The 23,089-nt window shown below is 46.2% G+C and carries 16 protein-coding genes and 1 CRISPR repeat array; of the genes, 11 read left to right on the forward strand and 5 right to left on the reverse strand.

Going from position 1 to position 23,089, the window contains the following annotated elements; all coding sequences use genetic code 11:
• The first annotated feature begins 536 nt into the window (after positions 1-536).
• Positions 537-1,493 (forward strand): RNA polymerase sigma factor, RpoD/SigA family, encoded by a 957-nt coding sequence (locus AS151_RS06130; RefSeq protein WP_071516167.1) that lies wholly within the window; start codon positions 537-539, stop codon positions 1,491-1,493.
• Positions 1,494-1,578: 85 nt separating this feature from the next.
• Here AS151_RS06130 and AS151_RS06135 read toward each other — a convergent pair whose 3' ends face one another.
• Complete coding sequence (locus AS151_RS06135) at positions 1,579-2,442, reverse strand: WYL domain-containing protein (protein WP_071516168.1); 864 nt, start codon at positions 2,440-2,442, stop codon at positions 1,579-1,581.
• A 110-nt stretch (positions 2,443-2,552) separates the two neighbouring features.
• Here AS151_RS06135 and cas3 point away from each other — a divergent pair, with 110 nt between their 5' ends.
• The 9 genes from cas3 (at position 2,553) to cas2 (ending at position 13,437) form a co-directional block, all read left to right on the forward strand.
• The gene (gene cas3 / locus AS151_RS06140; RefSeq protein ID WP_071516169.1) at positions 2,553-4,757 is read left to right on the forward strand and encodes a type I-D CRISPR-associated helicase Cas3'; all 2,205 of its coding nucleotides are present in this window, start codon (positions 2,553-2,555) and stop codon (positions 4,755-4,757) included.
• Between the two features lie 321 nt (positions 4,758-5,078).
• Positions 5,079-5,273 carry a hypothetical protein gene (locus AS151_RS06145; RefSeq protein WP_071516170.1) on the forward strand — a complete coding sequence of 65 codons (195 nt, stop codon included), beginning with the start codon at positions 5,079-5,081 and terminating at the stop codon, positions 5,271-5,273.
• A gap of 236 nt (positions 5,274-5,509) precedes the next feature.
• The gene (gene cas10d, locus AS151_RS06150) at positions 5,510-8,830 is read left to right on the forward strand and encodes a type I-D CRISPR-associated protein Cas10d/Csc3 (protein ID WP_071516171.1); all 3,321 of its coding nucleotides are present in this window, start codon (positions 5,510-5,512) and stop codon (positions 8,828-8,830) included.
• 61 nt (positions 8,831-8,891) lie between these two features.
• On the forward strand, positions 8,892-9,905 hold the full coding sequence (cas7d, locus tag AS151_RS06155; protein WP_071516172.1) for a type I-D CRISPR-associated protein Cas7/Csc2: 1,014 nt from the start codon (positions 8,892-8,894) through the stop codon (positions 9,903-9,905).
• 80 nt (positions 9,906-9,985) lie between these two features.
• A complete protein-coding gene (gene cas5d / locus AS151_RS06160; protein ID WP_071516173.1) occupies positions 9,986-10,684 on the forward strand; it encodes a type I-D CRISPR-associated protein Cas5/Csc1 in 699 nt (232 codons plus the stop codon).
• Positions 10,685-10,705: 21 nt separating this feature from the next.
• Complete coding sequence (gene cas6 / locus AS151_RS06165) at positions 10,706-11,527, forward strand: CRISPR-associated endoribonuclease Cas6 (RefSeq protein ID WP_071516174.1); 822 nt, start codon at positions 10,706-10,708, stop codon at positions 11,525-11,527.
• 14 nt (positions 11,528-11,541) lie between these two features.
• On the forward strand, positions 11,542-12,126 hold the full coding sequence (cas4, locus tag AS151_RS06170) for a CRISPR-associated protein Cas4 (RefSeq protein WP_071516175.1): 585 nt from the start codon (positions 11,542-11,544) through the stop codon (positions 12,124-12,126).
• 26 nt (positions 12,127-12,152) lie between these two features.
• A complete protein-coding gene (gene cas1d / locus AS151_RS06175; RefSeq protein ID WP_071516176.1) occupies positions 12,153-13,151 on the forward strand; it encodes a type I-D CRISPR-associated endonuclease Cas1d in 999 nt (332 codons plus the stop codon).
• Positions 13,152-13,164: 13 nt separating this feature from the next.
• Positions 13,165-13,437 (forward strand): CRISPR-associated endonuclease Cas2, encoded by a 273-nt coding sequence (cas2, locus tag AS151_RS06180; RefSeq protein WP_071516177.1) that lies wholly within the window; start codon positions 13,165-13,167, stop codon positions 13,435-13,437.
• A 253-nt stretch (positions 13,438-13,690) separates the two neighbouring features.
• A CRISPR array of direct repeats spans positions 13,691-14,952; the repeat unit is 37 nt; unit sequence GTCGAAATTTCTCTTAACCCCTCTAAGGGATTGAAAC.
• 596 nt (positions 14,953-15,548) lie between these two features.
• On the opposite strand, the gene AS151_RS06185 is transcribed toward cas2, so the two are convergent.
• Together AS151_RS06185 and AS151_RS06190 are read right to left on the reverse strand one after the other, a co-directional pair.
• Positions 15,549-16,163 carry a DedA family protein gene (locus AS151_RS06185; protein WP_071516178.1) on the reverse strand — a complete coding sequence of 205 codons (615 nt, stop codon included), beginning with the start codon at positions 16,161-16,163 and terminating at the stop codon, positions 15,549-15,551.
• A 109-nt stretch (positions 16,164-16,272) separates the two neighbouring features.
• On the reverse strand, positions 16,273-18,837 hold the full coding sequence (locus tag AS151_RS06190) for a putative PEP-binding protein (RefSeq protein WP_071516179.1): 2,565 nt from the start codon (positions 18,835-18,837) through the stop codon (positions 16,273-16,275).
• A gap of 166 nt (positions 18,838-19,003) precedes the next feature.
• On the opposite strand from AS151_RS06190, the gene AS151_RS06195 reads away from it, so the two are divergent.
• The gene (locus AS151_RS06195; protein WP_071516180.1) at positions 19,004-19,702 is read left to right on the forward strand and encodes a ComF family protein; all 699 of its coding nucleotides are present in this window, start codon (positions 19,004-19,006) and stop codon (positions 19,700-19,702) included.
• Positions 19,703-19,708: 6 nt separating this feature from the next.
• On the opposite strand, the gene dctP is transcribed toward AS151_RS06195, so the two are convergent.
• Together dctP and AS151_RS06205 are read right to left on the reverse strand one after the other, a co-directional pair.
• Complete coding sequence (gene dctP, locus AS151_RS06200; RefSeq protein WP_071516181.1) at positions 19,709-20,821, reverse strand: TRAP transporter substrate-binding protein; 1,113 nt, start codon at positions 20,819-20,821, stop codon at positions 19,709-19,711.
• A gap of 92 nt (positions 20,822-20,913) precedes the next feature.
• Positions 20,914-22,860 carry an ABC-F family ATP-binding cassette domain-containing protein gene (locus AS151_RS06205; protein WP_071516182.1) on the reverse strand — a complete coding sequence of 649 codons (1,947 nt, stop codon included), beginning with the start codon at positions 22,858-22,860 and terminating at the stop codon, positions 20,914-20,916.
• Positions 22,861-23,089: the final 229 nt, after the last annotated feature.

The raw sequence follows: 23,089 nt of genomic DNA on the forward strand, positions 1-23,089 counted from the left end.
CATCTCCCAATTTCCAAAAAAGGGGGGTAGTTAAACAACATTTTTATTGTTAAAGTAGTAGGCGAGGAATCGAAAGAATGTTACAATTCTTAATAGACTGTAGAAATAAGCCGCTCGTTAAGCCAGGTAAAAATCGTGATTTTTGTAACTCTTTTTCTAGTCGCAACCCTCTTGCTATTTGCTAGCTACAGCGATCGAAAGCGCTCGCAAGAACAGAGTCTGCCCATTCCGATTCGCGTTGACGAATAGGAATACCGTTGTGGAGGTCAGTGTCATGTTACTCGAACCATCGCCACAACTGCTAAAGAAGAGCGTTCTCAAACGAACCGGCGTTTCGAGACGTTTTTCGTTTTCCATAAAAATCCTAGCGCATAATCTTTCGTAGATACTTAAAACTTTGGTTCCACCACCTATCTACCACATAACTGGTAGTATTCCCCTCGATTGCACTCGTATCGCAGGGGAAACAGGTGGATATGGAATCACAAATATTCTCTCGTCGTTTCTGAGTCGCCTCATTCATAGGAAATTTGGATATGAAGACCATTGGAAGCTCGACAGATACCGTTCGTGCCTACCTGCGAGAAATTGGTCGCGTTCCTCTGTTAACCCACGAGGAAGAAATTTACTATGGAAAACAAGTACAAAAATTCAACCAATTGCAGGAAGTTAAGAAAGAGCTAACGGAATCTCAAGGGCGAGAACCCACTATGTCAGAGTGGGCGGCAGCTGCCGATCTATCTGTCGAACAGTTGCAAAAGCAATTGGCTCGTGGAGAACACGCCAAACGGAAAATGGTAGAGGCGAACCTACGCCTTGTTGTGTCTGTGGCGAAGAAGTACATCAAACGCAATGTAGATTTGATGGATTTGATCCAGGAAGGAACCATTGGCATGCAGCGGGGCGTAGAAAAATTTGACCCTACGAAGGGATATCGGTTTTCTACCTATGCCTACTGGTGGATTCGCCAGGCAATTACCCGTGCTATTGCCGAAAAAGGGCGTACCATTCGTCTACCGATTCATATTACGGAAAAATTGAACAAGATTAAAAAAGCCCAGCGCAATCTCTCGCAAAATTTGGGTCGGGCAGCCACTGTTGCCGAACTCGCAGAGGAGCTGGATTTAAGCCCCAAACAAATTCGCGAATATTTAGAACGCGCCCGCCAGCCTTTGTCTTTGGAACAGCGGGTGGGAGACAATCAAGATACGGAATTGGGAGACTTGTTGGAAGATACTGGACCTTCCCCGGAAGATTTTGCTACCCAGTCTTCTCTGAAAGCAGATTTGACGGAGTTGATGCAGGATTTGACGCCGCAGCAAAAAGAGGTTTTGGCGTTGCGGTTTGGGTTGGAAGATGGGAAAGCATTAACTCTGTCGAAAATTGGCGATCGCTTGAATATTTCCCGGGAACGAGTACGTCAAATCGAACGGGAAGCCCTAACGAAACTGCGCAAGCGAAAAGCGCAAATGGGTGAATATCTAGCTATCTGAAAAGACATCGAGATATTTAGAGCAAAACCGAAAGGTGCGTTATCTGTAGATATAAGATAGCGCACCTTATTATTTGTTGGTTCGTTCAATCGTTCAGTTGTTCGTAGCGTTGGTAGAGGCGCTGGATTTTTTCTAGGAAGCGATCGCGCAGTTGTTTCGGAGACACAATAATACAATTTTCCCCATACTGAGATACCTCGCGCATAAACCAAAACGTGTTGTAAATCAATTTCATCACCCGCCGAACCCCAGGTTGGCTGGATAACCACTCCAGCGCGCGATCGTTTTCTTTTTCTCTGTAGGCATAAGCCAAGCGGTCGAATAAATGAATTTCCACCTCAACGCGATCGAAGTCGGTACGCCATTGTTTGTCCACAGAAACCACACTGGCTTCGGGGATGCGGTCGAGACGCAGACACCAGTTATGTCGAAGTTCGGGAAGATCCTCATTTCCCTGGGTTTCTTCGCACCAACAATCGAGATACTGCCTTTGTTCGTGGGTATTAATTTCAGCGTAGCAAATGGTAAACGTCCAAGATTGCTCGGTGGCATCTTGATAAAAGAGCTGGAACGGTTGCTGGCGACGAATGTAACGCTCGATTTCGAGACGCCACGGTTGGGGAGGTCGTTCCACAAACCTTTCTAGTTTGCTGCGTTGGGGAATCTGGAGTTCGCTACGTTCCAGTAAAAGTTGAGCTACGGTTTCTGCCTGTTGGATTTGCCCTGCATCTACCAAGGCATCTACCGCTGCGTTTAAGGCGGCAATTCTCTGCTGGCTCCAATCGTGATTGGGGGCAATTTGGAGTTGGCAGCGTGCGATCGCTTCCACCAGTTTGGAAATGTTGGGGCGATCGCCCCATGTCATGCCAAATTCCAGCGCTAAGTTTTCCAATTCTTCCTTATCCCGTTGGGAAATCGACAGGGTAATGGATTGACCTTTGCGTCCCATATTGTACGTACACTTTATCCGTATATTGCTTTTATATTTTCTATTATCCGTGCCATAATGGAGAAAAGCAATAAGACAAGTACATTTTCTACGTACTTTACGAACGAGTCATGAATGACGCAGAAGCCAAATCAGCTACATCGCCATATTCAGTAACTCTCAAACCTTTATATTCTGCTCCGGCTGAGCGTATGCCAGCGGATATTTCATTACCAGATGGGTGGCAGCTATCCTGGCATCAAGTAGAAACGTTGCAGGCAATTCGCGACCCAAACATTGAGGTAATTTTTAATACTGCCATGACGGGAGATGGCAAAAGTTTGGCAGCGTATCTGGAAACGCTATCGACCCAAAATTGTTACGCGATCGCCAACTATCCCACCAACGAACTAGCAAGAGACCAACAGGTTCAAATCCAAGATTATATTGCTCAATTTCAACCCCAACCAAAACCACGGGTTGTGCAATTAAGCAGTGAAGAATTAGAACTTTATGCCGAACGGGAAGACATCGCCAAATCGGCAGCAATTGCTACCCGTGGCGCACAATCAGATATCTTGGTAACCAATCCCGATATTTTACACTATCTCCATCGCGGTGCTTATTTAACGCCAAAGGATAGTCCCGATAAACTTTGGAATCGCATTGATAAAGACTTCGATCTATTTATATTTGATGAATTTCATATTTTCCAACCACCGCAAATATCCAGCGTTATCAATACGCTGCTGTTAATCCGCAATACCAACCGTCACAAGAAGTTTTTGTTTTTATCGGCAACGCCAAATTCCGAACTAATATCGCGTCTGGAACGGGTTGGTTTCCAGGTTAAAACCATCGATCCAATGGTGCAAAAGAAATATCAGTTTCCCACAAATCTTAGCGAATGCCAACAGTTAGAACGTCACGGATGGCGGCGGGTTTCGCGGGAAATTTCCCTAAATTTTGTGCCTCTAGACTTGAGTGCGGGGAGTGGGGAAACATGGTTGCAAAATAACGGCGATCGCATTTTAAAACATTTCCAAGAAAATCCCGGCAGCAAAGGTGCCATTATTTTGAATTCTATTGCGGCGGTGAAACGATTGGTTCCTTGGTTCCGCCAACTATTTCAACCTCACGGTTTGCAAGTGGGAGAAAATACAGGATTGTCTGGAAAAACTGAGAAAATGCGATCGCTGGCGGCGGATTTGGTTTTGGGAACTAGTACGATTGATGTTGGTGTGGATTTCAAAATTAATTTTCTCATTTTTGAGTCTGCCGATGCCGGGAATTTTATTCAGCGGCTGGGACGTTTGGGGAGGCATAACGGCTGGAATTATAACGGACAGTGGGTCGATTTTCATAAATTTACAGCCTATGCTTTGATTCCTCAATTTTTCGTCGAACGGTTGTTCCATGGCGACCAACCACCCTTAGAATCTGGAAAGCAATACGATCGCGTTTTTTTCCACAATTGTATCCACCAAAATTACCGTAAAATTAATGATTTTCGCGGTTACTACCGCAAATGGGGACCAGTACAATCGGTAATGCTTTGCTATCAGCTAAAACACAAAACAGTGCGATCGCAATATGAAAGTTCTCAAAAGTCCTTGCGGGATGATTGCGAGAACGTTTTTGAGACTCGCCTGGGGAAAGTGGCAGGTCGCATCAAACAGTGGCAAGAGGAATGGCAGCAATATTCCGGTAAATCGGGAAATCCCATTGCGGAAGATGCAGCGAGTTTTCGAGGATCGAGTCCCCTACAATGCGGTTTGTACGATACCAGCGAACCCTATGCCGCCGATCGAGTTAAAACCTACGATTTACCCGGCGTTCTTAGCAATTTAGAGATCGAACCCATGTCGGAGTCAGCATTTATACAACTGCTGCGGGATACGGAACGCCAGATGCAGGTTCCCATTGCTAAGGGAAGATTTCGCCGTTGCTTTGCCTTTATGAAACTGCATCGCTATCGCCAAGAACGCTTGCGGTGGCAGTTTATTTACGCTGGTGATTTGCGCGAGGTTAGCGATCGCGCGCAGGTACAGGTTTTGACTGGTCTGCAGGTTTGGCAACCAGAGAATGCGGCATGGATTGGAGAAGCAAACAAGCAGCTAAAGCGACAGGCGTTGGTGAGTTACGTATTGCGAATGCCAGTTGCCGAGGTGCGATCGCGGTTGCGTCTTCCCATGCATTTTCAAATTTATCCGATTAGCCATCAAGATGAGGTGCATACAAGTGCGCCTTATACGATCGCGATCGGACAATCGGCACTACTACTGGATACGCTGAGAGATTGGCTGCGCGATTTGGGGGAGATATGGATTGTTTGAATGGACTATCCCTGATAGGGGTTCAGTGTAAGAAGGGAATTTGCAGCATGAAGCTCAAAAAGCTTGCAGCATTAAGCTCAGTTTCAATCCCTGATAAGGATTTGTACATATATTTACCCTATTATCCTAGGTACTCTACCAAAAGGGGTTGAATATGTCAAAGCTTTAGGGTTTTTAAATATGTCTGAGCTAAATTACATTTTCTAAAAAAGCTTTATAGCATCTATCGCGATCGTTAGCGTTAAATTAAGACAGCCGTGACCCCCTCTTAAACAAGGGGATAGGTGCTAACCACATACATTTCTGTAAAGGAGAAGACCAATGAAACTCAAAACAATGAACCTGGAAAAGCTATTGATGCTTCTCAAAGATGGTCAATGGCACTCTGGTGATGAGTTAGCAATGAAAGTTAGTTGGCGTTTTGGACATACCATATATGAAGCACGCCACAAAGGATACAAAATTGAAAAGCGCAAAATTGCGCACCAACAGTTTGAATACCGAATGTTAGCCTAACTCGACCGCTAACGTTAATTAGGTACTTTTAACTTAAAGAGCTGGAGAGGATAACAAATTTGACTAGTAGCTTTCAGTATTAAGCTCAGGCGTAGGTAATCTTAACCCCCAGTTCCAATTGAGGTAATGGCTGGTTAAGTCACTAATAAAACCAAGCTCAACGGAAGTCTACGATCGCATTGACCTGTTTATCCTCTCCATCTTTGCTCTACAGTCGTAAATTACGAGTTCTAAGAATGGCTAAGAAACGTAAAAACAACAATACCAATATCCAACAGCTCTCTTTATTCGAGCAAAATTCAGAAACAGAGAACGATGACTGGTTGGATGACGAAGACCTCGATCTAGATTTTGAAACCAGCGATCGCACGGTTGCCCCGCAATCCACCGAATTGCTTACCCTGAAACTGCTCAAACGAGCCATTTTAGAAAATAACCCAGGCGATCGCATCATGCAAGACTTTGCCGAACACGTCTTGCCAAACTTATTACATATCGCCATTGGAGTTACCGCCAAAGGTGGGAAGTTTTTTGTTCGCCGAGAACGAGAAGCTTTTGCTGCTGGGAAAACCATCGATCGTCGGAACGCTGCCGATCAATCCCTCAACACTCACCTGCTGAATGGTTTATTTCCTGCCAATCTTATCGAACAGAAACTCGAACAAATCGATACTACCATTCAGCGAACTTTTCAACAGCGAGAACGGCGGCTTGGGGTTGCTGGGTTTATCCTGCATGACTTTGAAAAATTTCCAGACGTTGCCAATGACTGTCGCCAACTCGACCTAGAAAAACATCGGCAAATTATTGATGAGAAAGTACGTCAATTGGGACTCGATCGCTTTCTTAATCCTGACCATCCTACTGAGTATCGCGATTATATCGATGATTTGTTGGCTGTTGCCTACAACGCGCAAAGGCGTTGGGATACCAATTGGAACTTTTCTAGCTTTGGCTTGCATCCAACGTTGCGCGATCGCGTTTTGGTACAACTCACCGATTTAGCTTGCCTGGCTGATTCCCTTAGTTCCATCATCAAACATCCCCAAGATGCGGAAAATAAGAGGCTAAACGAACTGATTCACAGTCTTAGCGACGGACAATTGAAATTTACTTATCACGCGATCGCAGAAAACCGAGGCGTTCTAACCAACATCTTAAACAATGCACTCATGCAGGCGCATATCGAAGTGGGATGCCAACCCTTACTTTATCTGCCAACTGGCGTTATTTATTTAGCCAATCGTTCCGTTCCCCAGATTTCCATTGAAAACATTCCCAACCGCGCGATCGAAAATATCAAAACTCTATGTCGCGATCGCTTGTTGGAGACCCAAACTGGATTCGGAAGAGATGGCAAAGGCTTGAAATATGCCGAATACTACGACCAATTTTTCGGTCCAATTGATTTAATGCAAATTGCTTTAAGAGCAACCCTACGCATTCTCAATCCGAAAAAAGATTCCGTTGCCAAAATTCGCAGTCAAAAATTACAGGAGTATTGTGAAAAAGGTGTTTTATCTAATGATTGTGCGGTTGATTTCAAAGAGGATATTCGTATCGATCGCATTGCGGAATTTGGTGATGTAATTAGCCGGAAAATTTGGGGGGGTTGTCTAAAACGACTGGAACAGTATAGTAAAACTCAAAAAAATATACCCGCACCTCCCCAGTTAGACTTAATCGAAGAAGCAGCAAAATTGTGGCAGCTAGAAAAACATTTGCCACAAATTCGCCAAATTCAGCATATCAATGAAAGCATGAAAGAACGGAAACTGAAAGGCAATACCGGTGGCGTTCCCTATGCTTGGTACTATCTAGCAGCCCAATATTTAGAGCGCTATCCCGGAATCGAAGATGTTAGAGAAACTTGCGAGCAACTAATTGCCCATTTTGCCCATCTTATCGAACCCATTTTAGCGCAATATTCCCTTCCCGATGGTTGGGATGATATTCGCCAATGGATCGAACGAGTTATTATGCTGTCGGGAACGACAAATAACGATTCGAGTACCGTTTTCCAATCGGAATTAGAACGCTACCAACTTGCCAAAAAACCAGGACGAGGGAGACAATTACTTTGTTCGGTGTCTCATTCTCCCGATACCGTAACCGAACAAATGGAATCGGCGGTATTATTTACGCCACAAGTATATACCAACAAGCAAACCTTGGGAGGTTCCAATGCCAAACGCAATATTTCTAGTATTGCCGGTACTGAAATGATGTTGCGGCAAATTTTAATGAACCAAACTCAGGCAGTTGGCAAACGATTTGAAGATGGAAAATATCGCTATCTCTATTTTTATCCAACTTATTACTTTACGCCGGAAACCAATAAATTTTTGGCACTGGCGTATAGCAATATCGCGCAAACTCAGTTTCACGCTTCCCTGCGCAACCACTTCATTGATAAAGAGTTCCAGGCAGATTTTTCCAAATATCGCTATCAAACTGTCGATGCATTTCTAATTGATGAAGATTTGCAGCGCAAGAAAGATTTACCAGAAGGGAATCCCGAACGCAAGTACGATCGCACTTTTAAACTGTCTTATCCTGAAGACCAACCGCTTACGTTCTATTTTATGGCATTGCCGCCAGGAAAAAATTCTACCGATACCGAATCGTGGATTATGCCAGCTTGGTTGGCGTTGGCATTTCCTATGATTTTGGATGTAAAAACTGTTGTTTCCGAATCGCCAATTCCACCATTTGTAGATGGTGCTGCTTTTGAAGAAACTGTTTTTCTTGATAGCGCACCACAAGCGTTGCGATCGCTGCTACAACGCGATCGATTTCGTCTGGATTCTATTTTGGAAAAAGATTCAGAAATAGATAGCGATCGCCCTTATACGTCACCTTTAAACGCTCTGACAGCCGCGTATGCTATTCATCTCGATGTCAATGCCAAACAAAGTAAAGGAAAGTACGAAGCAAATTGGGGAAAATTTGCCGATTTAGCCAGAGATTTAGAAACCAGTCCACTTCATGTTTTTAGCTATCTCAAAAAATGGGCACGTCGCCAAGAAGTGGACATTCCGCGAATTGAAAAAATAAGATTGTATGCCCATATTTTTTACCCATGTTTTGACCCTCAAGTCGAGTTTAAGGAGACATTACAAGTGAACCAACAATCGCACTTGCACCATCCCAAAAAACTAACTGAATTGTATCGTTCGTTTTACCGTGCCAGTAAAAAATACAATCCCAAAAGCAATGCTGTTCTCAAACCCATTGATATTGCCGCTCAAACGATTCTAGATGCCGATCCAAGCTATCAAGGGGAAGCATTGGTTGACGCGGTAGCCGCCAAAGTTTATAAATTGATGGATCGGGTTCACTCATCAACAGCAGAAGGGTATTGGATTTTAAAAGATCGAGAAGCAGAACGGGAGGCAATTTTGCAATTTGCACGTTACTTTGTCCATGAAGTATTTGAAAATACATTTGGAGGCGATCGCGCTCGCTTGGCAGGGAAACAGTTAAATCTTATTAAAGATACCTGCGAGTTTTTATATCGCTTGGAGGACGATAAAGAAAATCAAAACCAAACCTAAATGGAATAACAACCAAGACTTCATCGAGAAAAATCAAGTAGCACAAACAAGAGGAGAAACTATGAGCTTTCTGAAATCCGTTGATTCCAAACACTTTCACGAACAAATTCCCTACAAACCCATGGGAAAATACGTTCACTTCCTGACGCTGCGTGTCACGGAGTCTTATCCCTTATTTCAAACGGATGGTGAGTTAAACAAATCGCGAATTCGTGCCGGCATTCAAGAGAAAAATCTTATTAGTCGTTTGGCTATGTTCAAACGCAAACAATCAACTCCCGAACGTCTGGTTGGACGGGAATTGTTGCGGAATTATGATTTCCTGAGTGCCGAAGAATGCGAATATAACGTTAATTTTGGCATGAACAATCCCGATTGCATTATTTATGGTTTTGCCATTGGCGATTCGGGTTCGGAAAAATCGAAAGTTGTGGTGGATACAGCATTTTCAATTACGGATTTTGCCGAATCGCGCGAACTCTTTACACTGAACGCTCCCTATGAAAATGGCAGCATGGCTTCTAAAGGAGAAAATGATACCAAAGTAGGAGAAATCACGAACCGTATCAACCAGCAAGACCACATCAAGCCGCAGATATTTTTCCCCAGTATTGTTACGTTAAAAGACCCGACAGAGGCGAGTTTTTTATACGTTTTCAACAATATATTACGAACCCGTCATTACGGTGCCCAAACGACTCGAACTGGCAGACTTCGCAATGAATTAATAGGCATTGTTTTTGCTGATGGTGAAATCATTAGTAATTTGCGTTGGACGCAAGCCATTTACGATTTTATGAAAGAACAACAAACATTGCGATCGCCCGATCCACTGGATGAAGATGATGTTGTAGCAGCAGCCACAGCAACCATTCAAAATCTCATGGAAGAAGAGTTGGTTGTACATACTAATTTTATTGGCGAATCTTTTCAACCCTTGTTTCAAGAAGTGAAAGCCATTTTGAAAGATGAAACCCAAATCAAGCAATTGCTAGAACAAACCGATCGCGAAGCAAAAGAATACGCTTCCCGACATATTAAACCGAAAAAACAGGCTGCCAAATCGTCTCAATAAATTTTCGCGGTGCGTTTGGTTTGTTGGTGGTTTCTTTCTCAGACCAAACGCATCCCAACCTTTGCTTGTGAGGACGAACTATGATTGCTATTTATCGTTGCAATATCGAACTACACGACAACCTCTATTTTGCCACGCGGGAACTGGGAAGGTTGTACGAAACCGAACCCATTATTCACAATTACGCACTTTCCTACGCACTGGGATTGGTGGATAGCGAACGATATGGCACTACTGTTGCTGAAGAAAATGCTTATCGCTATTTTTGTCAAGAGCAAATTCCCAAATACGAACAACATCTGATGCCATTGAACCAGCAGGGAATTTATATTACACCAGCGCGATCGCTCAACCATGTAACAGTTTTACAGACATGGAAATATGCCGACAACCGCTATCACGTAGAAATGCAAAAGACGCAGAAAAATATTCCTAGTTTTGGAAGGAATAAAGAAATTGCCCCGGAAAGCCAGTTTGAATTTTTTGCTATTTGCCAAAATCCTATTACTTTACCCAAGTGGATTCGGTTGGGAAAATGGGCAAGTAAAGCCCAAGTAACGCAAAAAGAACTAACTTCTATTCAACGAAGAAACGGAACTTTTATATTTCCCTATCCTTTAAATCCGTTGGATGTTATGTTTGCCCATCAAGTAATGACTTACGATGTCATTAATATGCCACCGGTTAGTTTAATTGAAAATACCAAAATGCAAGGGCAATATTACGAGGCGGATGGAATTGAAATTCCCGCTGGTATGGAATATCGATTTGGTTCTTAGAATTATATTGTTTCTGGAAAAATGCCTCACAGTCTGGTTCTCCATCTCATTCCCCAATCCGATTTATCGCCAAACTACCTCGATGGCAAACACCTGCATGCCTTATTTCTTAGTTTGGTCAGTGCTGTAGATAAAAGTTTAGGCGATCGCTTGCACGCAGATAAGGGGCAAAAAGCCTTTACCCTCAGCAACATCCAGATTGCCCATCCGCAAAAGAGCAGGAAAACCCTGCAGTGGCAATACCGCCAACCCATTGCCGCCGGTACCCCTTGTTGGTGGCGTATTTCCTTACTCGACGATACTTTATTTGGGCAGTTAGGGAAATTGTGGCTTAATTTAGACCTCAACCGGGATTGGCACTTGGGCAGTACAAACTTAATTGTTACAAAAATTGCTGGAACGCGGCAATCGCAAGATGTTTGGGCAGATGCTTGTACCTACGCACAGCTATACGAACAAGCCAGTAGTAGCGATCGCCAAATTGCCTTGCAGCTAGCCACGCCTACCACTTTTCGCCAAGGGAAATACGATTGTGCCCTGCCGACGCGAGAGTTGGTCTTTCAAAGTTTGCTGGCGCGATGGAATCGATACAGCGGTATGGAATTCCACGATATTGCCGTAGATGCTATTTTTCCCAGTTATTTCGATATTCGCACGCGACCTGCCATGGTTGCCAAGGCGAAAACCATTGGTTGTGTGGGGGAAATTAGCTATCGCTTGTTTGAAAATCTCGATGCCAAGCAAATCAAACAAATCAACGCCCTAGCGGATTTTGCTTTCTATTGTGGTATTGGCAGGAAAACCACGATGGGTATGGGAATAGCGCGGCGGATTGCTACGTAAAGGAGGAGAAATCTATGGAATACATACCTATTGCCGCACTCAATCAATATAATTATTGCGCTCACCGCTGCTGGCGCATGTTTTGTGCGGGAGAATTTATCGATAACGAATATACGGTGGAGGGAACTAGCTTGCACGATCGCGTTCACAGCTTATTGGAAAATGTTCGCGAGGAAACTTGGCAAGTTCGCGCGATTTGGCTGAAATCCGACAGGTATGGGTTGATTGGCAAAGCCGATTTGATTGAGCTGGCATCGGGGGAATGGTATCCGGTGGAATACAAGCGGGGCAATCGGGGAGAGTGGGATAATGATGAATTGCAGGTGTGCGCCCAGGCGTTGTGTCTGGAGGAGATGACGGGAAAAGCGATCGCGCGTGGGTATGTATATTATGCCAGTTCGCACCAGCGTCAGATTGTCGAACTATCTTCTGATTTGAGACAACAAACGATGGCTACGATTTCTGCTGTAAGCAAGTTACTGGAAACTGGAAAAATGCCTGTGCCTGTTTATAGCCAGCGCTGTCGGGGATGTAGTTTGCGATCGCGTTGTTTGCCGAGGGCAGCAACTACGGTGGAACGCTATCGAGAAATGCCTTAACTGAGAGAAATACAAGGAGAAAAACCATGGGAACTGTTTACGTATCGCAGGAAAATGCTTTTATTGGCAAGACCGATGAATGTTTGAAAGTGAAAGCGGAAACGCCGTTAGAGGTGCCGCTGATTAAAATTGATGGTGTGGTGGTTTTAGGGCGGGCTACGGTTTCGCCATCGGTGGTAAATGAGTTATTAGAACGCCACATTCCCCTGAGTTTTCTAACCCAAACGGGGCGATATTTAGGGCGTTTGGAGCCAGAGCTAACCAAAAATATCTTTGTACGTCAAGCTCAGTGGCAGGCGGCGGGTCATACGGAAAAGGCGCTGCATGTAGTGCGGGGATTTGTGCGTGGGAAGTTGAAGAACTATCGCAATATTTTGATGCGGCGAGAACGTAGTCATGAGGGTTGTGACTTACAAAATGCGATCGCGGGATTGGAAAAAGCGATCGCGCCTATTGACCAAACCACCAGTATCGATGCTTTGCGGGGGTTGGAAGGTAGTGGCAGTGCTGCTTATTTTAGTGCTTTTGCGCAATTGTTTTCCAACGAAGATTTTCAATTTGAAAGCCGTCGCCGCCGACCTCCCACCGATCCGATTAATGCGCTTTTGAGTTTGGGATACGCGCTTTTGCGCCACGACATCCAAAGTGCAGTCAATATTGTTGGATTCGATCCCTATCTAGGATATTTACACATGGAACGATATGGCCGACCTTCCCTGGCATTGGATGTAATGGAGGAATTTCGTCCTTTAATTGTGGATACGATGGTGTTTTCAGCGTTGAACAAGCGTTGGTTGAAGCCAGCAGATTTTACCTCGGAACCGTTGAGTGGTGCTGTGTCGCTGACGAAGGATGGTTTGAAAACGTTTTTGCGGTTGTACGAACAGAAGAAACAATCTAAGTTTAAGCATCCGGTTTTGAAGCGCAATTGTACTTATCAAGAGGCTTTTGAGATTCAGGCGCGGTTGCTGGCTAAGTATTTGATGGCGGAAATCGAGATGTATCCTCCGTTGGTGATGAAGTGAGCAGGGAGTAACGATGTTTGTGGTGGTGAGTTATGATATTTCAGAGGACAAACGCCGTACTAAAATTCACAAGGTTCTGAAATCGTACGGACAGTGGATGCAGTTTAGCGTGTTTGAGTGCGATTTGACGGCTACTCAGTATGCGAAATTGCGATCGCGTTTGGCAAAACTTATTAAACCGGAGTGCGATAGTATTCGATTTTATTTTCTCTGTGGTAGCTGCCATGAGAAGGTGGAACGAATTGGTGGCGAACCGGTGCGCGACGATACGGTGTTTTTCTGCTGAGGTGCGACGATGGGTGGGTGTTTGAAACTGATGGTTGAAAAAATGCAGCTACATCTCCCACGGGGTCTGGCTTGGAAGGTCTTTGTCGGTTTCCGCTCACCGTCGCAGTTTCTGAAAGGCTTGCTATGGTTGAGTTTTGGCGATTTTTGTTGCTGGGGGTCTTCCCTTTTTGATGGCTCAAATGCTAGAATTAAATTCAACGTCGCAATCGAACCTGGAAAACTACATATCATAAGGCTTTGAGGCGACCGCCGTCGAAATTTCTCTTAACCCCTCTAAGGGATTGAAACTTTTTTGTGTAGTTGTCGCATTGCTCTTTCTCCCTAGTCGAAATTTCTCTTAACCCCTCTAAGGGATTGAAACGCCCCCAATAGGTTTCGCCAGTGGGCTTACAGCAGTCGAAATTTCTCTTAACCCCTCTAAGGGATTGAAACAGTTCGGCAATGGTGGTGGTGGAAACTTCATCCGGTCGAAATTTCTCTTAACCCCTCTAAGGGATTGAAACTCGCTGAATGCAGGATCTTTCGATATTGCCGCTACAAGTCGAAATTTCTCTTAACCCCTCTAAGGGATTGAAACGTAGGGGAATCGCTCTTTGCGATCGCCCCCACCAGGGTCGAAATTTCTCTTAACCCCTCTAAGGGATTGAAACTTTATCGATGACCAGCAGGACGGCTGGAGTATTTGTCGAAATTTCTCTTAACCCCTCTAAGGGATTGAAACTTGATGTATCAACCTAAAACAATTTTTCCCGGTACTGTCGAAATTTCTCTTAACCCCTCTAAGGGATTGAAACACATGACGAAAACCAAAATGACCGAATCAAAACAGTCGAAATTTCTCTTAACCCCTCTAAGGGATTGAAACTTCATCCCCAACGGCGATTACTATGTAGTTTATGTCGAAATTTCTCTTAACCCCTCTAAGGGATTGAAACCTACTAGCGGGAAATACTTGTTTCACATCATAGTGTCGAAATTTCTCTTAACCCCTCTAAGGGATTGAAACTTCAATAGTTTCTTTGTTTCTTTTTGGTACATTCGTCGAAATTTCTCTTAACCCCTCTAAGGGATTGAAACTCAAGATACATACACGAAGAATTAAAACCCAACATAGTCGAAATTTCTCTTAACCCCTCTAAGGGATTGAAACTTCTCCTTTCCCTGCATACCCGCAGGATATCCATAGTCGAAATTTCTCTTAACCCCTCTAAGGGATTGAAACATTAGTGGTTGGTGGCTCGATTGGTTCCCGGTTTTGGGTCGAAATTTCTCTTAACCCCTCTAAGGGATTGAAACTTAATTCCTAGTTAGGTGGTAAACCGACCTGGGGTCGAAATTTCTCTTAACCCCTCTAAGGGATTGAAACTTCTAGCCAATCTACTAAAGCTTCGTTGTCGCTCCCCGTCGAAATTTCTCTTAACCCCTCTAAGGGATTGAAACCGCATTGTGGGAAAGAAGCGCACCTGCACCCTTTTGGTCGAAATTTCTCTTAACCCCTCTAAGGGATTGAAACTGCTGGGGGGATTTTTCTAGGGTTTTTCTTGACATTCAACACTTCTGTAAGGGGGGTAATTTTGTTTATAGGATTCTTGTCTAAACTATTCTGTCTACCTTTTTTGTTAGTAGTTTCGATTTTTTATGGTGCTTTTGTTGGTTGGTTTACTACTCTAATTGTACAAATAGTGATTTTAATCCCATTAATATATATTTTTCCATCCCTTGAAGAGTCCTTAGTAGATTTAGTCGAACCAATGTTTTTCACAGTGTGGGTTATAGTGTCTACTTCCATTTTCCTATCTTACTTGCTTGCTAGCGAAAAGGAAGAATTTGTGGGATATTTTTCGTGGATAAAAATTAATAGTTAATAGGAAAGTTCTCTTACCTACCAACGTGCAGGACAAATAAAAAAGTCGAAATTTCTCTTAACCCCTCTAAGGGATTGAAACAAAGCGCGTGGTGCCACAAAATCCGCTTTTATCAGGGTGTCGAAATTTCTCTTAACCCCTCTAAGGGATTGAAACAGAAGACCATCTACGGTATCCTCTAAGGGATACGTCGAAATTTTTCTTAACCCCTCTAAGGGATTACAACCTCCACCAGCATTGAATTTTAGCTTTTGGCAGTACAGCGAGATTTGAACCAGTGGGAAAGCGCGATCGCGACAACCACCATCAACGCCACCAATCCCACACTCGACATCCCAGAAATCAGCGCTGGCAAAGAAATAACTCGACCCACAGAAAACGCCAAACTAACCGTAACCGCAGCCCAAACAGCCGCCCCAGCCGCATTGTACAAACAAAACTCCCCGTAACTCATGCCAGCTATTCCAGCAATCGGACCAGCAAAAATGCGCAACAAAGCCACAAACCGACCCAAAAATACCGTACGGCGAGCATGGCGCTGAAATTGTTCCCGCAAATTTTGTAGTTTCTCCTCCCGAATGCGGAAAAGTTTGCCCAAACGCAGCAAAAATGCCCAACCACCCCATTTCCCCAGCCAATAACCGAAATTATCCCCCAAAACAGCACCAAAAAATACGCTCGCCAAAACCAACCAATAATTGAGTTCGCCGCTTCCTGCCAAAAATCCTCCCAAAATGGTAATGGTCTCTCCCGGAACTGGAATCCCTGTATTTTCTATAGAAATCCCTAAAAAAAGGATTGGGTAGCCATACTGTTGGATTAGTTCCCGTAGAATGTCTAACGATACAATTTCCGACATAACTATTATCCTTGGTCTTGAAAGCTCTCTCTATTGTCTTTGTACACTGCCTATCTGGGAAAACAATAGAGAAGAACCTTAGAAGAAGCTGAGTGTTGGCTTCCCCGTGCTACGATCGCTGGTGAAAATGTCGGGAAGTTTCCAACAAAAGCCGCTGTTCCGCTCTCGCTACTTCGTGGTAAGTTTGCGCCGCCGCATCCGGTTCCACAGAAATAGACGTAATCCCCCAGTAGACAAAATCTTCAATTAGTTGCGGGTAGCTCACCGGCGCTTGACCGCAGATGGAAACGGGAAGGTTCGCTTCTCGGGCACCGCGAACGAGCTGTTTGAGGGCGCGGCGTAAGGCTGGATGGCATTCGTTGAGTTGGGTTTGCGGTTGTTCCCGATCTACCCCCAACACCAGTTGGGTGAGGTCGTTGCTGCCAATGGAAATCCCCTGCAATCCCGCTTGTGCGTACTCTGGCATGAGAAACAACACCGAAGGAACTTCCGCCATAATCCAAATTTGAAACTGCTCGCTAGGAACCAAACCAGCTTGTAGGGCACGCTGGCGGCAAAAGGAAAATTCTTCCACACTACGTACGAAAGGTAGCAATAAGTGCAAGTTGGTATAGCCAGAGTTGCGTAAGTGAGCGATCGCTGCCAGTTCCACATCAAACAGCTTCGCATCCAGCAAATAAGAAACCCGCTGCGCCAGCATGGGGTTGGCAGTAGAGGGGAATGGCGGTGCCCCTGGTAGGGATTGAAATTCCGGCGATCGCAAATCCAAAGCACGGTAAAACACTGGTCGGGGATAAAAACTGCGCACAAACGGCGCGATCGCTTCAGTCAGCATTTCCTGCAACCCCTCCTCATGCCCCTGCTGCACCCAATAACAGGGATGGAAAATTTCCCCAGTTCCCAGCAGCATCAACTCCGAACGCAGCAAGCCAATCCCATCCACCGGTAACGCTTGTGCCTGGGAAATCTTGGTAGACTGGCTCAAATTGAGCATAATTTGCGTAGCAGTGGCAGGAAATGACGGTGTAGCAGCAGAATACAGCGGATGCCTCTGGTGAGAAGCACCATCGCTTTCCGTAGCTGCCTCGCGATGGTGACTTTGGTACCAGTCCTTCGGACCATCGCCAGTTTCCCCTTCAGTTTCCGATTGTGGCTGTGCTTCCACCGCACAGGTCGTTCCCTGAGACGATACCGACCGCACCTCGCCACGATGGCCATCGATAAAAATCGTCGTATTGGCAGAAAGAACCCGCGTGGCATCCCGAATTCCTACCACCGCCGGAATCCCAATTTCCCGCGCCAAAATCGCCCCGTGGGAGTTCATTCCCCCCATTTCCGTAATCACCCCAGCCACCACCGACAGCAGGGGAATAAAATCAGGTTTGAGGGTAGAAACCACCAAAATTGGCGGGTTGGACCCTTCATCCGTAGGCATGGAACTGGGAGAAGAAGCATCGCCAGCCAGGACCAAAGCCGGTCCTATGGCTTTTCCCCCAGAAGCGGGGGTTCCCGATAGCACCAAGGCAGGTTCTGGAGAGGGCACCGGCGTTGGTTCCGTCATATCTTCTGAAGGCGTTTCCCCAGAATCGTCAGGCGTAGAAGCGGCTGGGGAAGAAGCTGCCGTACTCGTTTGAGGCGGGGAAAGGGACTCCGTTTCGGGATAGGCTGCTACCACGTAAAGATTCGGCGGTTGTTGGGGATGGGATGGTGCCAGTACCCACTCCAGGTAAAATTGCGGTCCTAAAATACTGGCGGCGGTTTGGCTGAGTTCGTACAAATGCTGCAAGCGATCGCTCGATAGCACGTATTCCTGCCGTTGGGGTTCGCTGACCGTTTGCGCGTGCAAGCATTCCCATAAAATGGGATGGGTACTGTCGCTACTAGCATGTTGCCCCAAGTGGGAGGTTTCCCCTTCATAATGGGCAACCTGATAGGTCCAACTTTTTTCCCCCAATTCCCGTTGCAGCAGCTCTCCCGTTTGGGGGTCCAAACTGTAAGTATCGGGCACCACTTCCCCCATGAACATGGCTTTGGGCAATCCCCAGGTGGCGCTAATTTTAATGCTAGCATCGGGTTTGGTCTGCAACGTTCCCGAGGCGATCGCTTCGCGGACCGGTTGCAAAATCGCTCCCAGTTTAATTTCATTGAGGGCAATCCCCGACCGCTGCCAGTAAAATAAATTGCGCGCTCGAAATAATTCCGCCCACAACCGCTTCAACGCCAATGCCATCTGCTGGGGTTGCTTCCAGCAAAAATTCTCCTCTAGCAAATAATGGCAATCCCGCTGGCTGTGCCAAACGTGGGTAGGCAAGCTTACGGAGGGTCGAAACATCAATACCGGCGTGTCTAGTTCTTGGCTGACGCGGTCTAATTTTTCTAGCAAAGAAACGGGCAACTCCGCCGCCAAAATTTCCTCGCGAATTTGACCGGCGATCGCGCTGAGTTGGTGCGGTTCGTCTAAATTAATATGAAAAGAAGCGTAGGGCAACTCCGCCAACAGCGGCTCCAACCAGTTGTGGGTTTCCCAAAATTGTCTCCAAAGCTCGGTGGTTACCGCCAAACTAGCTTCCACAGGAAAATTTTTTTGGGCTAAACGATCGAGGTAAAAGGCCGTTTCCCCGACCAATTCCGGTTGTTCGCATTCGGTGTGGTTGAGCCAAAATAGATAATTCACGGTCGTTCCCTCGATAACAGCACCGCACCAGCCAAAATTCTAGGAGAAGCCAACTTTTCGACAAGCTTAGTACAAATCTGGTTGTACGCGATTTTCTATAGAAATTGCTACAAAATTATCTATAGTAACCTGATAAAGGGATTTTCCCATAGAAGGTAAAAGATTCATGGCGATTTGGAAACGCGTTCTTCACAACTTTCTGGATTTGTTTCTTGCCGATCGCTGTTGCCTGTGCGACCGCCCCACCACCAACGTCGATCGCCTGTGTACCTCTTGCGAGCAACGCTTGCAAACCCATCAGTTCTCCCCCGCCAACCAATTTCTCACCGACGAGATACCGGTATTGGTTTGGGGGCTTTATGGCGGTTCCCTCAAACAAGCGATCGCTGCCATGAAATACGAAAACTATCCGCAACTGGCAGCCCCTTTGGGTCGTTGGCTAGCACAAGCCTGGTTAAATTCTCTCAAAAATCGCCGGCCAAAATCCAGCCGGTCAAAATACGCAGTTGTTCCCATTCCCATGCATCCAGAGAAGGTAAAACAGCGTGGCTTCAACCAGGCAGAGTTAATTGCCAAAAGCTTTTGCGAAACCACCGGCTACCCCCTGCGATCGCACGGTCTAGCTAGAATTCGCCCCACCCAAGCTCAATTCGGACTCTCTCGCGAACAGCGCCAGCAAAATCTAGCCCGTGCCCTTGCCCTCGGCAAAGATTTCCATCGCCGCCCACCCCAGTATCCTGTCTTGCTGGTTGATGATATTTATACCACAGGTGCCACCTGTCGCGAAGCTGTCAAAGCCCTACAAAAGCACCAAATTCCCGTAGCCGGCATCCTCGCGATCGCCACCTCCCGAACCGATTCTTAACTGCTATTATTGGGAAAACGCAAAACTGCTAAACCCAAACTCGTTGGTGGCATGCCAGCGGTAAATTTGCTCGCGGAACTGCTTCCATCCCTCGTACATCTCCCGGAAAGAAGCATCCTGGCTGGCATTTTCTTCGTACAGCTCAAACGCCTCTTTTTGCGCCGCCGATAGAATTTCATCGCTGTACTGGCGCAATTGCGTACCTCCCTCCACCAACCGCTGTAAAGCCTTGGGATTGCGTACATCGTAGCGCGACAGGCATAGCAAATTCGTCTCGTAAGCCGCCGTTTTTACAATTTCTTGATATTCCGTAGGCAACTTATCCCAGGCATTGCGGTTGATTTGCAAATCAAAACTAGCCCCCGGTTCCCACCAGCCGGGATAGTAGTAGTAAGGGGCCGCATCCTGCAATCCCAATCGTTCATCATCGTAAGGACCAACCCATTCCGCTGCGTCGATGGCCCCCCGCTCTAAAGCCAGGAAAATTTCGCCACCAGGCAGCACTTGCACGTTGACCCCCAAACGCGCCATCACTTTACCGCCCAAGCCAGGAATGCGCATTTTGAGCCCTCTGAGGTCTTCTACCCCATTGACCTCCTCCTTAAACCAACCGCCCATCTGGGCACCGGTATTGCCAGCGGGAAAAGCGATAATATTGAAATCGCTGTAAATTTTATTGGTGGCTTCCATACCACCGCCTTCATACAACCACGCATTTTGTTGTTGGGCGTTCAAGCCAAAAGGAACGCAGGTACCGAAGGCCAAAGCAGGATTTTTGCCGATATAGTAGTAACTGGCGGTATGGCCGCATTCCACCGTACCCCCCTGCACGGCATCCATCACTTGCAACCCAGGAACGATATCGCCAGCAGCAAATAAGTCGATGGTAAATCGACCGCCGCTCATTTCGCTGACTCGTTTGGCGAGGGTTTCCGCCGAACCGTATAAGGTATCCAAGGAGGTCGGCCAGCTGGTCGCCATTTTCCAGCGTACGGTGGGTAAAGCCGCACTGTTGGTGGCTACCGAACTGGTGTTGGTGGCGGTGTTGCCGCAAGCTGCCAATACCGAACTGCTCGCAGCGCCAAGGGCGGTATAACCGAGAAGCTTTCTGCGTTTCATAGTCTTTTGATGGGTTTTGATAGACCCTATATTTTACCAGAGAGACAGCATGGGCCTGGACAAAATTAAATTTTTGTTAAAAACGCGATCGCTTAGGTTTCCACCTCTGCCAGCGCCATCCACCGTTCCATCGCTTGGTCGATTTGAGCTTGCAATTGCTCCGCTTGCTGGTATAGTTCTTGCAGTTGCGTTACTTTTTCCGGCGATAGATTGTACATTTCCTTTTCTAAGTTGGCTTTCTCGGCTTCTAGTTCGGGAATTCTCTTTTCTAAATCTGACAGCTCCCGCTTTTCTTTACTAGAAAGTTTGTTTTGAGCGCCGTTGTTTCCCGGTTTGGGTTTGTTTTTCTCCCGTTTTGGCTTGCTAGATTTCTTCTCTTGGCTTTTGGTGGTGGAGGCTGCTGCTTGTTCCGCTGCTTCGGCTGCTTCGGCGCGTTTGATATCCAAGTAGACAGAATAATTGCCCGGATACTGGCGGATGTTGCCTTGGTCTTCGAGGGCAAAGATTTTTTCTACAGTGCGGTCGAGGAAATAGCGATCGTGGGAAACTACCACCACGCAACCGTTAAATTCTTCCAGGTAATCCTCCAACACCGATAAGGTCTGCACGTCCAAATCATTGGTCGGTTCGTCCAACATCAGAACGTTGGGCGCTCCCATCAGCACTTGCAATAGAAACAAGCGCCGTTTTTCCCCACCGGACAGTTTGTGCAAGGGAGTATATTGCTGTGCTGGTGGAAACAAGAACCTCTCCAGCATTTGCGAAGCGCTAATCAGGGAACCGTCTTTGGTTTTTACATATTCACCCACATCTTTGATGTATTGAATTACCCGTTGGTTTTGGTTGGCGGCGTCGATTAGCTGTTGCGAGTGTTGGTCGAAATAACCAATGTGAATGGTGCCACCGATTTCTACCGTGCCGCAATCGGGTTCGAGGCGTCCGGCAATTATATCGAGTAAGGTGGTTTTGCCAGCACCGTTACCGCCAATGATGCCCGCGCGCTCGTTGGGGGCAAATGTATAGGAAAAATCTTTTATTAAACAGCGATCGCCGTAGGATTTGTAAATATTTTCCAGCTCGATAACTTTTTTGCCAATGCGGCGACTAGGGGTGGCAATATCCACTTTCCCTTGCGATTCCTTAAACTCGGTTTCCTGCATTTCTTCAATACGTTGGATCCGAGCTTTTTGTTTGGTTCCCCTGGCTTTGGGATCCCGTCGCAGCCACTCTAGTTCTTTGCGCAAAACAGCTTGGTGTTTTTGCTGGTTTTTGGCAGCAGCAGCTTCCTGTTGGGATTTTTTCTCTAGATAGTAGGAATAGTTGCCATCGTAAGCAAACAAATCGCCGCGGTCGATTTCAATGATACGGTTGGTAACGCGGTCTAGAAAATAGCGGTCGTGGGTAATCAGAACCAAAGCGCCGCGGAAACGATTGAGGAAATCTTGCAACCATTCTACCGAGGTAGCATCCAAATGGTTCGTCGGTTCGTCCATCAGCAACACATCGGGATTGGCTAGCAATGCGGTTGCCAAGGCAATGCGTCGCCGATAACCGCCGGAGAGGCTGCGAATGGGGGTGTCGAAATCTTCGATTCCCAGTTTGCTTAAGATGATTTTGGCGTTGGTTTCCAAATCCCAAGCCTGTTGGGTTTCCATTTCTTGGGAAATTTTGGAAAAACGCGCCATGAGTTGTTCGTCGTCGGGATGTTGCGCCAGTTGGTAGGAAAGTTCTTCGTATTCCTGAATCAGGCGCATTTGTTCGTCGCTGTTGGCAAAAACTTGTTCGAGAACGGTTTTATTTTCGTCTACTTCTGGTTGTTGGGGAAGGTAGGCAATGCGGTTGCTGGCAGTATGGGTGAGGAGTTTGCCCCCGTCGATGGGTTCGATTCCAGCTAGCATGCGCAGTAAGGTGGATTTTCCAGAGCCATTGGTACCGATAACGCCAATTTTATCGTTGGGCTCGATGCTTAAGTTGGCGTCGCGGAGAATTTCTTTGGAACCGAAGTCTTTTTTGACAGATTGCAGGACGAATAGACTCATGGAAAGATGGGTGTGTTGGCAAGGCCTGTGCGGAACTATCGTTGGCGTCAAATGCTTCGACACAGCTCAACGATAGGGCAACTACTATTGTACCTTGCCAAGCCGGGTGCGTGCGATCGCTACTAGCGCTGAATATGCTGGAGCCATTCGGGTCTGTCGCAGAGAAAATCTTCCAGGTCTCCATTGCCTTTGGTTTGGTTGCAATTGCAACCGGCAACAGTTAAATTGC

This window comes from Geitlerinema sp. PCC 9228, from assembly GCF_001870905.1.
Classification (GTDB): Bacteria; Cyanobacteriota; Cyanobacteriia; order Cyanobacteriales; family PCC-9228; genus PCC-9228.

What these genes read in the sequence shown, in the direction of transcription:
- AS151_RS06130 (WP_071516167.1), top strand. Translation starts at nt 537, where the DNA reads ATGAAGACCATTGGAAGCTCGACAGATACCGTTCGTGCCTACCTGCGA.
- AS151_RS06135 (WP_071516168.1), bottom strand. Translation starts at nt 2,442, where the DNA reads ATGGGACGCAAAGGTCAATCCATTACCCTGTCGATTTCCCAACGGGAT.
- cas3 (WP_071516169.1), top strand. Translation starts at nt 2,553, where the DNA reads ATGAATGACGCAGAAGCCAAATCAGCTACATCGCCATATTCAGTAACT.
- AS151_RS06145 (WP_071516170.1), top strand. Translation starts at nt 5,079, where the DNA reads ATGAAACTCAAAACAATGAACCTGGAAAAGCTATTGATGCTTCTCAAA.
- cas10d (WP_071516171.1), top strand. Translation starts at nt 5,510, where the DNA reads ATGGCTAAGAAACGTAAAAACAACAATACCAATATCCAACAGCTCTCT.
- cas7d (WP_071516172.1), top strand. Translation starts at nt 8,892, where the DNA reads ATGAGCTTTCTGAAATCCGTTGATTCCAAACACTTTCACGAACAAATT.
- cas5d (WP_071516173.1), top strand. Translation starts at nt 9,986, where the DNA reads ATGATTGCTATTTATCGTTGCAATATCGAACTACACGACAACCTCTAT.
- cas6 (WP_071516174.1), top strand. Translation starts at nt 10,706, where the DNA reads ATGCCTCACAGTCTGGTTCTCCATCTCATTCCCCAATCCGATTTATCG.
- cas4 (WP_071516175.1), top strand. Translation starts at nt 11,542, where the DNA reads ATGGAATACATACCTATTGCCGCACTCAATCAATATAATTATTGCGCT.
- cas1d (WP_071516176.1), top strand. Translation starts at nt 12,153, where the DNA reads ATGGGAACTGTTTACGTATCGCAGGAAAATGCTTTTATTGGCAAGACC.
- cas2 (WP_071516177.1), top strand. Translation starts at nt 13,165, where the DNA reads ATGTTTGTGGTGGTGAGTTATGATATTTCAGAGGACAAACGCCGTACT.
- AS151_RS06185 (WP_071516178.1), bottom strand. Translation starts at nt 16,163, where the DNA reads ATGTCGGAAATTGTATCGTTAGACATTCTACGGGAACTAATCCAACAG.
- AS151_RS06195 (WP_071516180.1), top strand. Translation starts at nt 19,004, where the DNA reads ATGGCGATTTGGAAACGCGTTCTTCACAACTTTCTGGATTTGTTTCTT.
- dctP (WP_071516181.1), bottom strand. Translation starts at nt 20,821, where the DNA reads ATGAAACGCAGAAAGCTTCTCGGTTATACCGCCCTTGGCGCTGCGAGC.
- AS151_RS06205 (WP_071516182.1), bottom strand. Translation starts at nt 22,860, where the DNA reads ATGAGTCTATTCGTCCTGCAATCTGTCAAAAAAGACTTCGGTTCCAAA.